Here is a 12356-nt window from a genome sequence, read left to right on the forward strand (position 1 = left end):
GGCAACCGCGGTTCGGCGGGTTTGCTACATGTTGATCGGGCGACCCAGCGCAGCCAGCACCGATTCGTGCATGGCCTCGGACAGCGTCGGGTGCGCGAAGATCACTTCCGCGAGGTCGTCACCGGTGGCCTCCAGCGATCGCGCGATGCCGAAGCCCTGGATCTGTTCGGTGACATCGGGACCGACCATGTGGGCGCCGATGAGCTCGCCGCTGTCGGCGTCGAAAATCGTCTTGACGAACCCGTCGGCCTCGCCGATGGCGAGCGCCTTGCCGGACGCCTGCAGATCGAACTGCCCGATCTGCAGGCGACGACCGGTGCCGCGCGCCTGGTCCTCGGTGAGCCCGAGGCTGGCCACCTGCGGCCGCGCGTACGTGCAGCCCGGCACGTAGTCCTTGTCCAACGGGATCACGTGCTCGGCACCCGCCAGCTTGTCGACACACAGCACACCTTCGTGGCTGGCCTTGTGCGCCAGACACGGACCGCCCGCGACGTCACCGATCGCGTAGACCCCGAAAGCGGTGGTGCGGCACCACTGGTCGGTGGTGACGAAGCTCCGGTCCACCTCGACTCCGATGTCCTCCAGCCCGAGGTCCTCGACGTTGCCCTGGATTCCGGCGGCGACCAGAACCCGGTCGACGGTAACTTCTTCCACCGTGCCGTCTGCCGACGTCACAGTTACCGCGACCGAATCCGTGCCGACCGTCAGGTCGGACACCGAGGCGCCGGTGCGAATCGTGATTCCTCGCTTTTCGAACTGCCGCCGCACGTGTGCGGCGACGGCGACGTCCTCGACGGGCATGATCTGCGGTGCCACTTCGACAAGTGTCACCTCGCTGCCGAGGTCCCGGTAGAGGCTCGCGAACTCGACACCGATGGCACCGGATCCGATGACCAGCAACGATTTCGGAAGTTCGGTCGGGACGAGGGCATCGAAGTAGGTCCAGATCCGTTCGCCGTCTGGGGTCACTCCGGGAATCGACCGCGGGCGAGCACCGGTGGCCAGGATGATGTGATCGGCCCGGTACTCGGTGGCCGGCTCCGACTCGTCCATTCCGGACCTGACGCCGACGACGCCCTTGTCGATCAGCTTGGCGGTGCCGGTGATCACGTCGACGCCGTTCTTCTTCATCAGGTAGCCGATGCCATCGGACAACCGGCCCGACACCCCACGGCTGAACTCGACGAGCTGTGTGATGTCGAATTCGATTCCGCTAGCGGTGAATCCGAGCGGTCGCAGGTTCGCCAGGGTATGTGCGACGTCGGCGCCGTGAAGTAGCGCCTTGGTGGGAATGCATCCCCAGTTGAGGCAGATGCCGCCGAGTCGGTCCCGTTCGATCACCGCTGTGCGGAGTCCGTGTTGAGCGGCGCGGATGGCGGCGACGTACCCGCCGGGACCGCTACCGATTACCAGGACGTCGTATTTGTCAGTCATCGTTGCTCCCTAGACCAGCATCAATGCCGGCGACTCGACAAAGCGCTGCAGCTCCTGTAGGAACGTAGCGCCGAGAGCGCCGTCGATCACCCGGTGGTCACAGGACAGGGTGACGGTGAGCATTGTGCGGGTCACCACCTGACCATCGACGACAACCGGGCGCGGTTGTCCGGCACCGACCGCGAGAATGGCGCCCTGCGGCGGGTTGATGATCGCGTCGAATTCGCGCACACCGAACATCCCGAGGTTCGAGACGGTGAACGTTCCGCCCTGGAACTCGTCGGGGCTCAGCTTCCCGGCCTTGGCCTTCGTCACCAAAGAGTGCACTTCCCCGGAGATTTCCGCGAGTGTCTTGCTCTCTGCACCCCGGACGATCGGCGTGATCAGGCCCGACGGGAGGGCGACGGCCACCGAGATATCCGCGCTCGCGTACCGCAGCACCGACTGCGCCGCTTCGTCGAACTGCACGTTGACATCGGGCATCTTGCGCAGCGCCGCCGCGCACGCTTTGACGACGAAGTCGTTGACCGACAACTTGACCGTGGGAACGGTCGCGTTGATCTGCTTGCGCAGTGCTAGGAGGTTGTCGATCTGCAGGTCGGCGGTGAGCCGGAAGTGCGGGGCGTTGCGCTTCGATTCCTGCAGTCGCCGACCGATCGCCTTGCGCATCGCGGTGAACGGAATGGTTTCGTATTCCGGTGCAGCCTGCGCGGCGCCCTCGTCAGCGAGGGGTGTGGTTACCGGATCCGGTAGTAGCCGAAACTTCCGTTCGGCTTCCCGGATGTCCGCTTCACAGACCCGGCCGCGGGATCCGGTTGCCCGGCAATCGTGCAGATTGATGCCGAGGGTTCTCGCCAGGCGCCGGGCCACCGGTGTGGCGTCGATCGTGCTGTCGTCCTGGGTGGAGCGGCCGGGCACACCCGAACGCGCCGGAGTGGGTGCTTGCGCGACGGTACCGCCCGCCGCACGGATCGCGTCCTGAACGTCCTGGACGGAAATCCGGCCCTCTCGACCACTACCCTCGACGAGTCCCAGGTCTACCGCCAGCTCGTCGGCCAGCCTGTGCGCGTGCGGGGTGGCGAACACATCACCCTCCGCCCGACCCCGCAGCGACTGCGGAACGGTCGTCGTCCCGCCCGCACTCGCTCCGGTGTGCCCGCCGGCAGCGGGCGCTGATTCCTGTGCCGCGGGTGCGGAGGGGGTGCGCTTGACATCCGGTTCGGCGGGTGTGGGCTGCCCGCCCGGGGACCGGTCGGACTCGGCGGGCACCGGTACCTGATCCGCCCCGATGCTGGTCAGCACCTGTTCGATCTCGGCATCGGACACGGCGGCCTCTGCCGATACCGCCAGCACCGCACCGACCGGCAATGTCTCACCCGGCTTGGCGACCACCCGCCGCAGCACGCCGTCGAACGGCGCCTCCAATTCGTTGGTGATCTTGCTGGTCTCGATCTCGCAGAGCAGGTCGCCCTTCGCGAAGGATGTTCCCTCCTCGATCAGCCACTCCGTCACGGTGCCCTCGTCCATGGACAGGCCCCATTTGGGAACTTCGATCAGTTTGATGTCACTCATGTCAGGCACTCACGACCTTGCGGATGGCTGCCTCGATACGGGCGGCGTTCGGCAGCCACGCCTGCTCGAGCACGGGAGAGAATGGCACCGGCGTGTGCGGCGGGGTGACCAACTCGATGGGGGCCTTCAACGAGCCGAACGCCTGCGTGGCGATCAGGGCGGCGACGTCGTGCCCGAATCCGCATCGGGCCGCGGATTCGTCGACGATGACCACCCGGCCGGTTGAAGCGACCGATTCGAGGATGCCCTCCTCGTCCAGCGGTGAGACGGTGCGGGGGTCGACGACCTCGACGGAGATGCCTTCGGTGGCGAGTTTGTCGGCGGCGGTATTGGCGGCATTGACCATGGCCGAGAGCGCGACAACCGTGACGTCGGTGCCTTCACGGGTGTAGTTGGCGACGCCGAACGCAATCGTGTACGGGGCGTCGGGCACCTCACCCTTGAGGTCGTACAGGGTCTTGTGTTCGCAGAACACGACCGGGTCGTCGTCGCGGATCGACTGGATGAGAAGACCTTTCGCGTCGTACGCGTTGGACGGTGCGACGACCTTCAGACCCGGGACGGCGGCGAACACGTTGTACGGGGACTGCGAGTGCTGGGCGGCTGCGGAAAATCCGGCACCGATCATGCCGCGCACCACCATTGGGGTGCGTGCCTTGCCGCCGAACATGTACCGGAATTTGGCGGCCTGGTTGTAGAGGGCGTCGTAGCAGACTCCGAAGAAGTCCATGAACATCAATTCCGCGACCGGGCGAAGTCCGGTGAGCGCGGCACCCGCGGCCATACCGATGATCGCCGACTCGGTGATCGGGGTGTCGATGACACGCTCGGAACCGAACTCCGTCCACAAACCTTTCGTCACACCGAGCACACCACCGAACGCTTCGACTTTCCCGGATTCGAGTTCCGGGTTGGTGCCCGCCTGGCCACCGCGCAGATCCTCACCGATCTGCACGACAGTCGCGTCGCGCTCCATCTCCTGGGCGAGTGCGGCCTTGATTGCTTCGCGATACGTCGTTTTCGACGTGGTCATCTCTGTTCTCACTCTCAGTACGACACGTAAACGTCGGTCAGAAGGTTTTCCACCGGGGGGTAGCTCGCGGCGCGCGCTTTCGCGACGGCGTCGTCGACCCGCGCTCGGGCATCGGCCTCGATCGCGTCGAGTTCCTTCGCGGAGACCTTCTTGCTGTCGTCGTGGTTGCGGAAATTGAGCAGCGGGTCCTTGGTCTGCCGGATCTCGGCCACCTGGTCCGCCGTGCGGTAGAGCTGCGCATCGCCCTCGAAGTGACCGTGCCAGCGGTGCGCGACGGCCTCGATCGTGGATGGTCCCCCACCGCCGCGAGCTCGCTCGACGGCCTCCCGCGTTGCCTCGTACACGGCGAAGAAGTCGGTGCCGTCGACCGTGGCCGCCGGCATGCCGAACGACGACGCCCGGTCCGCGATGCTCGGGGCGCCCACGGCGTAGTCGCGTCCGGTGGCCTCGCCGAATCCGTTGTTCTCGATCACGAACACGATCGGGAGGTCGAGAACCACGGCCATGTTCATGGCCTCGAACACGGTGCCCTGATTGGAACCGCCGTCTCCGGTGAACGACGCTGCGACGCCACCATTGCCGAGGGTCTTGGCGCTCAGCGCGGCTCCGATCGCAAGAGACGGGGCGCCGCCGACAATGGCGTTCGCTCCGAGCATGCCCACCGACAGGTCGGCGATGTGCATCGACCCGCCCTTGCCGTGGCAGAGCCCGTCGTCCTTACCGAAAATCTCTGCCATCATGCCGTGAAGGTCGCAGCCCTTGGCGATGCAGTGACCGTGCCCGCGGTGGGTCGACCCGATGTAATCGGTGTCCTCGAGGTTCTCGCATACTCCGACGGCAATGGCTTCCTGCCCCGAGTACAGGTGGATGAACCCGGGGATGTCTCCCGTGGCGTTCTCTTCGTGCAAACGGTCTTCGAACGCCCGGATCTCGGCCATCTTCCGATACGCGCTCAATAGTGCACTTTTGGTCAGCGCCATTGCTCTCCTCTGTTTCTGCGTTGGGGCCGCTGTTGCTGGGCCCGCCTCCGATTACGACGACGCTGCAACTTCGTTGTCGCCCGCGACCTCGTGTAACCCGGGTCATGAATGTAGGGCGATATGACGCACGCAATAAAGGTTGCAGCGGATTGCAATCAGGACGCCGCCCAGCCGAAGGAGGCGTCGGGGTGGTTCACACAGAGGCTGCCCAGGAGATCAGAACGAGACGGCGGCAGAACGCAGTGGCTCCGCGGAAAGGAGCCGTCGACCCCTTACGTCGAGGTGACGCGGAAGCGGAGTCCGAAGTTGTTCAGGGTCGGGGGCAGTGGCTGACCAGGCGTCAGTGCGGGGGTGGAGGTGAGCTGGAAGTCGGCGGCCTCCAGCATCAACGCCAGCACGGTGCTCGTCACGAACAACACGAGGTTGCGGCCCGGGCATTCGGCGGGGCCGGCGCTGAAAGGCACCAGTTCGGGGCGTGACTGCGCAGTCCCGTCGAGCCAGACCTCGGGCGCGAAGCCGTTGGCGAACGAGAACGTTCGGTCATCACGGTGGAAGGCGGGGGCGAGGATCATGAAGGCGGTACCAGCCGGAATGGTGAACTCGCCGTCGCCGGAACCCCACGTGGTGTCGCGGGTGGAGTCCCGCAGAATGGTCGGCGTCGTCGGCCACAACCGCACCGACTCGAGCACGCACGCGCGAAGATACGGGTACTGCTGGGGCACTGTCGTATCCCAGGCGGCAACCTCCTCGCGGGCGAGTCGACGCTGCTCCGGGTGTGTGGACAGCAGTGCCAGAGCGCGACTGGTGGCGATGCCGGCCGCATCGAAAGCGAAGAGCCAGTGCGGTATCTGGCCGACCGGGTCGATGGCCCCTCCGGCCGGTAGGGCGGCCAGGGAACTGACCACGGATCCACGCTCGGCCTTGTCGACGTAGGAGTACAGGCTTTCGATGAACCGATCACGGAGCTTGCGTGGCGGTGGAAGGAAATATGACCAATTGCCGTTGGCCCGAAGCTTGTGTAGCTGATCGGTGATCGCGTGGTCGTCGCGAGCCGACTTTCCCAGGACGATCTGGCGGACCATCCGCCACCACGTGCGGGTGAACTCGTCGCTGTCGAGTGTTCCCTTCGACTGCGCGGACGCCAGCAGGGCAGCAACCTCGTGCCGGATCACCTCGACCATCGGATCGGCCAGGTGATGCATCGCGTGTGAGGTGTCGAGAGCCTCCTCGTTGATGCGCCTTCGCTGCTGTCTAACGTATCCCTCCGAGATCAGTACGCCGTGCGGTTGGAAGGGCGAGAGTGCACCCTTCTTCTCCCGGTTGGCGGGATTGAACGGTTCGGGTGAGCCGTCGAGGACTCGACCCGCATCGTGGCCGGTCAACACGACTGCCAGCCGCCGCTTCGGAATCTGTAGTTGCAGCGGTCCCGGCCCATAGCGCTCCCGCAGCCGGCGCACGAAGGGCACGGTGGGCGCATCGGCGCCGAGTCGCCCCAGGACGGCCATCATCGACGGACGCCGCGCGATGACACCGGCAGCGATCGGGGTGAAGCCGAGTACTGCCGCGATGCGAAGTGCCTCGAGTCCCGAAACCGTCGGACCGCCGCCGGGGATGGCGGTCTCGGAGGCACGGTGCTCAACGTCTCGCGCGGTGTTGGTCGCCATGGAGGTCGTGGTACCCGCAGCCGTCATGGGTAAACAGAAGGGGCCGTCGCTCAGGGTCCGTCCGGGCAGGCACTGGCCACCGCGCCGAGTCACACCCCGGGGCATAGGAACTGACGTGCGCGGTTCCAGAAGGGGAAGACCTGGGGGCTGCCGGCCTCCGGATGGTCACGTCGAGCGAGTTCGACGAACTCGAGGATCGTCTTTCCCGACGTCTCCGAGAGTCGGCAGGCTTGGAGGCTCAGCTTCGCCGACGCCGCGAACCCGATGTCCCGCGCGTAGGGCCCGAGGTCGCTCGTATCGACGAAACTGTCGAGCCGTTCTCCCCACCGGTTGTACGAATACTGCAGGTCGAAGTCGCAACCCGGCGGAAAGAGTTCACGACAGGTCATCGGTCTACCGTCGATCATGAACGCCTTGTCCTCCATCGGCCGCGCGGCGGTGTCCTGCGGCGTCCGGGACGTGAAATAGAACAGGGCAACCGCCACTGCGCACAGTGCAAGCACCACCAGCAATGTCGACGCGAAACGCCTCATGGCCGTACCGTCCGTTCGATCGTCGTAGTTCGAGATCGTGTATCCATCCTGACGGATGTGAAGCGGCGCCGGTAGCGGTGCTCGACGCCGGTGCGGGCGCTCTGCTGGGCGGCCCCGGGTGGCGCGCTCCACCACCTCGTCCGTGCCGGATCATCGGCGAAAGCAACGCGATCCGGCCGTAGCCGGCCGGTAGCATCGGGTCCGTGACCGACGCGACCGCCCGTCCCAGCCGCCCCACCTCGCTGCGCGTCCTCGTCTACAGCGACGACCCGAACACACGTCGGCAGGTCGTGTCGGCTCTGGGTAAGCGTCCGCATCCCGATCTGCCCGATCTCGAGTACGTGGAAGTGGCGACCGGACCGGTGGTGATCCAGCACTTGGATGCGGGCGAAATCGACTTGGCCATCCTGGACGGTGAGGCATCCCCGGCCGGCGGCATGGGGATCGCCAAGCAGTTGAAAGACGAGATCGACCCGTGCCCGCCCGTACTCGTGCTGACCGGGCGAGCTGACGACGCGTGGCTGGCCAACTGGTCGCGGGCCGAGGCTGCGGTTCCTCACCCGATCGACCCCATCAGGCTCGGCGAGGCGGTCGTCGCGCTGCTCCGCACGCGTATCTCGTCTTAGGGTCGGCTCTCCGAACCTCGCTCCTCGGGGGCGGGTGCCATCAGTGCGTGAAATCCGCTTGACCTGCATCTTTGCCCTGTGATCTGCCCTGCGCGACCTGTCGTGTGACCGATGCGGCCCTGGGGAATTACACCCGCGTAAATCTCTGGGTAACTGCGGGCGCTGAAACCGAGACAAGATCGCCGAAACCGGTAGTCTGTGTCTCAACTCACATATCTACGCGCTGAGGGATTCTCGGCTCGAGGAGATGGGGTATCGCGGCCAGGCTTCGCAGGGAGGTGCTCAGCGTATGAACGTCTACGTGCCGATTCTCGTGCTCGGAGCAATTGCTGTCGCATTCGCGGTCGTATCGGTGATCTTGGCGTCGGTTGTCGGTCCGAAGCGCTACAACAGGGCCAAGCTCGACGCCTACGAATGCGGAATCGACCCCACGCCGCAACCGGTGGGTGGTGGCCGTTTTCCCGTGAAGTACTACCTGACCGCCATGTTGTTCATCATTTTCGATATCGAGATCGTGTTCCTTTATCCGTGGGCGATCCATTTCGATGCCCTCGGCTTCTTCGGTCTCGTTGCTATGGCTCTCTTCATTTTCAGCGCTGCGGTGGCCTACGTGTACGAGTGGCGGCGGGGCGGTCTCAGTTGGGATTAGGTGTCTTTTCGATCGCTCGCAGCGCTCGCATCTGACGGGCCGCGAAGCGGATGAATAGCGAAACCGGAAGTAGGAAGAGTCGGATATGGGTATCGAGGAGAAGGTGCCGAGCGGCTTTCTGCTGAGCACGGTGGAAGGTCTGGCCGGTTACGTACGGAAGGGCTCCCTGTGGCCCGCGACTTTCGGCCTGGCGTGCTGCGCGATCGAGATGATGGCCACCAGTGCCGGCCGGTTCGATATCGCCCGATTCGGGATGGAAGCATTCCGGGCGTCTCCGCGCCAGGCCGACCTGATGATCGTCGCCGGCCGGGTCAGCCAGAAGATGGCACCGGTGCTTCGCCAGATCTACGACCAGATGGCGGAGCCGAAGTGGGTGCTGGCAATGGGTGTCTGCGCCTCCTCTGGGGGCATGTTCAACAACTACGCCATCGTCCAGGGCGTCGACCACGTGGTCCCTGTGGACATTTATCTGCCGGGCTGCCCTCCGCGGCCGGAGATGTTGTTGCACGCCATCTTGAAGTTGCACGAGAAGATCCAGGAAATGCCGCTGGGCGTGAACCGTGAAGAGGCGATACGTGCGGCGGAGGAGGCCGCCCTGGCCGTCACTCCGACGATCGAGATGAAGGGCCTTCTCCGATGACCCCAGAAAGCAAACCGAGCCGTGTGGCGGTGTTGTGCTCGGCCCGCGGAGCCTGGACTGAGGAGCGAGGGAGCGAAGCGAGTGAGTGACGAGGGAAGGGTCCGCGATCCAGGCCGAGCACCTGCGAGCGCAGCGAGCCGTGTCTCAGCGAGGGAGCGTAGCGAGTGAGTGACGAGGGAAGGGTTCGCGATTCAGGCCGAGCACCTGCGAGCGAAGCGAGCCATGTAGCTGATGCACCCGCGAGCGAAGCGAGCCATGACTCTGAAGTAATCAGCGTTCGCCGCGGGATGTTCGGGGTGCGGGGCAGTGGGGATACGTCGGGGTATGGGCGGTTGGTGAGTCCGGTGGCGTTGCCGGGCAGTTCTCCTCGCCCGTTTGGTGGGTATTTCGATGAGGTGGCGGATGCCCTCGGGGCGGCGTTGGCGGAGCGGGGTGTGGGGGAGGCGATCGAGCGGGTTGTCGTTTTCCGGGATGAGTTGACGTTCCATGTTCGCCGGGAGTTTTTGCCGGAGGTGGCTCGGGCGTTGCGGGATGATCCGTCGTTGCGTTTCGAGTTGTGTTTGGGGGTCAGTGGGGTGCATTACCCGCAGGAGGTGGGTCGGGAGCTGCATGCGGTGTATCCGTTGATGTCGATTACGCATAATCGCCGGGTCCGTGTGGAGGTGGCGATGCCGGATGCGGATCCGCATGTGCCGTCGTTGTATGGGGTGTATCCGACGAATGATTGGCATGAGCGGGAGGCGTTCGACTTCTTCGGCATTGTGTTCGATGGTCATCCGTCGTTGACTCGGATCGAGATGCCTGATGACTGGTCGGGTCATCCGCAGCGGAAGGACTATCCGCTGGGCGGTATTCCTGTGGAGTTCAAGGGTGCGGAGATAGCGCCGCCCGATGAGCGGAGGGGGTACAACTGATGGGCGAGGGTACGGCGCGGAGGGAGCGACCGGAGGTGATGGTCACTGTCGCGGGGCAGGATTGGGACGAGATTCTCGCGGCGGCGAGGGTGCCTGCGGAGGGTACGGCGCAGGGGACGGGCGAGGAGCGGATCGTCGTCAACATGGGGCCTCAGCATCCCTCTACGCATGGTGTTTTGAGGCTCATCCTGGAGATCGAGGGTGAGACGGTCACCGAGGCGCGCTGTGGAATCGGCTACTTGCACACGGGGATCGAGAAGAACCTGGAGTACCGCAATTGGACTCAGGGTGTCACGTTCGTGACGCGGATGGATTATTTGTCTCCGTTTTTCAATGAGACGGCGTACTGCCTGGGTGTGGAGAGGTTGCTGGGGGTCACCGACGAGATCCCGGAGCGGGCCACGGTTGTCCGGGTGATGCTGATGGAACTCAACCGCATTTCGTCGCATTTGGTGGCGTTGGCGACGGGTGGCATGGAATTGGGTGCCGTCACCGCGATGTTGTTCGGTTTCCGTGAGCGGGAGCTGATCCTCGATGTTTTCGAGACCATCACCGGGCTTCGGATGAATCATGCTTTCATCCGACCGGGTGGGCTGGCGCAGGATCTTCCGGCCGGTGCTGTCGAGAAGGTTCGTGAGTTGCTGACGGTGCTGCCGTCACGGATTCGGGACATGGAGAACCTGCTCAACGAGAACCGGATCTGGAAGGCCCGCACCGAGGGGATCGGCTATTTGGATCTCACGGGTTGTATGGCGCTGGGGATCACCGGTCCGATGCTTCGTGCCACCGGCTTGCCGCACGACCTGCGGAAGTCGGAACCTTACTGTGGGTACGAGAATTATGAGTTCGACGTCTGTACCCATACCGGTTGTGATGCGTACGGCCGGTATCTGATTCGGGTGGACGAGATGAAGGAGTCGCTCAAGATCGTCGAGCAGTGCCTCGACCGGTTACGCCCCGGCCCCATCATGATCGAGGACAGGAAGATCGCCTGGCCGGCGGATCTGGCGTTGGATCGTGACGGATTGGGAAACTCCACCAAGCACGTGCGCAAGATCATGGACACTTCGATGGAGGGGTTGATCCACCATTTCAAGTTGGTGACCGAGGGTTTCCGGGTGCCGCCCGGCCAGGTCTATGTGGCGGTGGAATCGCCGCGAGGAGAACTGGGTGTGCACATGGTCAGCGACGGCGGCACCCGCCCGTATCGGGTGCACTACCGAGACCCCTCGTTCACCAACCTGCAGGCGGTGGCCGCCATGTGTGAGGGCGGCATGGTGTCGGACGTGATCGCCGCGGTCGCCAGCATCGATCCCGTCATGGGCGGAGTGGACCGATGAGCTCCTTGCCGAGAAGCCAGAGCCCGGCGCCCGCGACCGCAGCAAGCAAGAGCGCACCGGTGTTCATCGAGTTCGGACCACGGCCCGAGGAGAACAACCAACTCGTGTGGCCGGGTGCGCGGGAGAGTTATCCGCCGGAGGTGCGGGCCAGGCTGGACGGAGAGGCCGCGGAGATCATCGGCCGCTACCCGAAGCCCGGGGCGGGGCCAGGAGAGCGACCTCAGAACACTGCCCGGTCCGCGTTGCTGCCCCTGCTGCACCTGGTGCAGGCGGAGGACGGGTACATCAGTCCGGCGGGTGTGGACTTCTGCGCCGATCAGCTCGGTCTCACCGGGGCGGAGGTGGCGGCGGTGGCCACCTTCTATTCGATGTACCGGCGCTCTCCGACCGGCGACTACTTTGTCGGGGTCTGTACCAACACGTTGTGCGCGATCATGGGCGGTGACGCGATCCTTGCGGCGCTCGAGGATCACCTCGGTGTGCGACCGGGTGAGACGACGCCGGACGGCAAGGTCACGGTGGAGCACATCGAATGCAACGCGGCCTGCGACTTTGCTCCTGTCGTGATGGTCAACTGGGAATTTTTCGACAACCAGACCCCGGAGTCGGCCCGCACGCTGGTGGATTCGCTGCGATCCGGTGAGAAGGTGACACCCAGCCGGGGAGCGCCGCTGTGCACGTTCCGCGAGACGGCTCGCGTGCTCGCCGGATTCCCCGATGAGCGACCGGGAGCGTTGGAAGCCGGCGGCGGCGCCGGCCCTGCCACCCTGGCGGGGTTGCACGTCGCCCGAGAACTCGACATGGATGCGCCGTCCCCGCCGGCCGGGCCATCGGGGTCGGGGCCGCACGCCGAGATCGGCAAGCCATTGGCGACGGAGTCGACGAAGGACAAGCCGGCTCCCGCACCGTCCGAGCCGACGCCGCCGCACCAATCCACCTCCGGGACCGACCCGACACGCAAGGGAGACTGA

At 65.0% G+C, this 12356-nt stretch carries 12 protein-coding genes; 6 read left to right on the forward strand and 6 right to left on the reverse strand.

Features of this window, described 5'->3' with window-relative positions; genetic code table 11:
* Nucleotides 1-24: 24 nt before the first annotated feature.
* From lpdA to R4P95_RS11605, 6 genes are all read right to left on the reverse strand, one after another.
* A complete protein-coding gene (lpdA, locus tag R4P95_RS11580) occupies nt 25-1434 on the reverse strand; it encodes a dihydrolipoyl dehydrogenase (RefSeq protein ID WP_317744490.1) in 1410 nt (469 codons plus the stop codon).
* Nucleotides 1435-1443: 9 nt separating this feature from the next.
* Complete coding sequence (locus tag R4P95_RS11585; RefSeq protein ID WP_317744489.1) at nt 1444-3006, reverse strand: 2-oxo acid dehydrogenase subunit E2; 1563 nt, start codon at nt 3004-3006, stop codon at nt 1444-1446.
* A 1-nt stretch (nt 3007) separates the two neighbouring features.
* Nucleotides 3008-4039 carry an alpha-ketoacid dehydrogenase subunit beta gene (locus tag R4P95_RS11590; protein ID WP_317744488.1) on the reverse strand — a complete coding sequence of 344 codons (1032 nt, stop codon included), beginning with the start codon at nt 4037-4039 and terminating at the stop codon, nt 3008-3010.
* Between the two features lie 14 nt (nt 4040-4053).
* Nucleotides 4054-5019 carry a thiamine pyrophosphate-dependent dehydrogenase E1 component subunit alpha gene (locus R4P95_RS11595; RefSeq protein ID WP_208960018.1) on the reverse strand — a complete coding sequence of 322 codons (966 nt, stop codon included), beginning with the start codon at nt 5017-5019 and terminating at the stop codon, nt 4054-4056.
* A 272-nt stretch (nt 5020-5291) separates the two neighbouring features.
* A complete protein-coding gene (locus tag R4P95_RS11600) occupies nt 5292-6683 on the reverse strand; it encodes a cytochrome P450 (protein WP_317744487.1) in 1392 nt (463 codons plus the stop codon).
* A gap of 89 nt (nt 6684-6772) precedes the next feature.
* Complete coding sequence (locus R4P95_RS11605) at nt 6773-7216, reverse strand: hypothetical protein (RefSeq protein WP_213575603.1); 444 nt, start codon at nt 7214-7216, stop codon at nt 6773-6775.
* A gap of 203 nt (nt 7217-7419) precedes the next feature.
* On the opposite strand from R4P95_RS11605, the gene R4P95_RS11610 reads away from it, so the two are divergent.
* The 6 genes from R4P95_RS11610 (at nt 7420) to nuoE (ending at nt 12356) form a co-directional block, all read left to right on the forward strand.
* Entirely contained in the window at nt 7420-7842 is a 423-nt protein-coding gene (locus tag R4P95_RS11610; RefSeq protein WP_109334499.1) for a response regulator transcription factor, read from the forward strand.
* Nucleotides 7843-8131: 289 nt separating this feature from the next.
* The gene (locus R4P95_RS11615; protein WP_109335456.1) at nt 8132-8491 is read left to right on the forward strand and encodes an NADH-quinone oxidoreductase subunit A; all 360 of its coding nucleotides are present in this window, start codon (nt 8132-8134) and stop codon (nt 8489-8491) included.
* 85 nt (nt 8492-8576) lie between these two features.
* Complete coding sequence (locus R4P95_RS11620; RefSeq protein ID WP_213575604.1) at nt 8577-9131, forward strand: NuoB/complex I 20 kDa subunit family protein; 555 nt, start codon at nt 8577-8579, stop codon at nt 9129-9131.
* A gap of 269 nt (nt 9132-9400) precedes the next feature.
* Nucleotides 9401-10045: an NADH-quinone oxidoreductase subunit C gene (locus tag R4P95_RS11625; protein WP_397517693.1), complete on the forward strand. Its 645-nt coding sequence runs from the start codon at nt 9401-9403 to the stop codon at nt 10043-10045.
* Entirely contained in the window at nt 10045-11385 is a 1341-nt protein-coding gene (gene nuoD, locus R4P95_RS11630; RefSeq protein ID WP_317744485.1) for an NADH dehydrogenase (quinone) subunit D, read from the forward strand. The genes R4P95_RS11625 and nuoD overlap by 1 nt, the downstream gene beginning before the upstream one ends.
* The gene (nuoE, locus tag R4P95_RS11635; protein WP_317744484.1) at nt 11382-12356 is read left to right on the forward strand and encodes an NADH-quinone oxidoreductase subunit NuoE; all 975 of its coding nucleotides are present in this window, start codon (nt 11382-11384) and stop codon (nt 12354-12356) included. Before nuoD ends, nuoE begins: the two co-directional genes overlap by 4 nt.

The organism is Rhodococcus sp. IEGM 27, assembly GCF_033142305.1.
Taxonomy (GTDB): domain Bacteria; phylum Actinomycetota; class Actinomycetes; order Mycobacteriales; family Mycobacteriaceae; genus Rhodococcus_F; species Rhodococcus_F oxybenzonivorans.

Coding starts and splice junctions, on each gene's coding strand:
- lpdA (WP_317744490.1), bottom strand. CDS start 1,434: ATGACTGACAAATACGACGTCCTGGTAATCGGTAGCGGTCCCGGCGGG.
- R4P95_RS11585 (WP_317744489.1), bottom strand. CDS start 3,006: ATGAGTGACATCAAACTGATCGAAGTTCCCAAATGGGGCCTGTCCATG.
- R4P95_RS11590 (WP_317744488.1), bottom strand. CDS start 4,039: ATGACCACGTCGAAAACGACGTATCGCGAAGCAATCAAGGCCGCACTC.
- R4P95_RS11595 (WP_208960018.1), bottom strand. CDS start 5,019: ATGGCGCTGACCAAAAGTGCACTATTGAGCGCGTATCGGAAGATGGCC.
- R4P95_RS11600 (WP_317744487.1), bottom strand. CDS start 6,683: ATGGCGACCAACACCGCGCGAGACGTTGAGCACCGTGCCTCCGAGACC.
- R4P95_RS11605 (WP_213575603.1), bottom strand. CDS start 7,216: ATGAGGCGTTTCGCGTCGACATTGCTGGTGGTGCTTGCACTGTGCGCA.
- R4P95_RS11615 (WP_109335456.1), top strand. CDS start 8,132: ATGAACGTCTACGTGCCGATTCTCGTGCTCGGAGCAATTGCTGTCGCA.
- R4P95_RS11620 (WP_213575604.1), top strand. CDS start 8,577: ATGGGTATCGAGGAGAAGGTGCCGAGCGGCTTTCTGCTGAGCACGGTG.
- nuoD (WP_317744485.1), top strand. CDS start 10,045: ATGGGCGAGGGTACGGCGCGGAGGGAGCGACCGGAGGTGATGGTCACT.
- nuoE (WP_317744484.1), top strand. CDS start 11,382: ATGAGCTCCTTGCCGAGAAGCCAGAGCCCGGCGCCCGCGACCGCAGCA.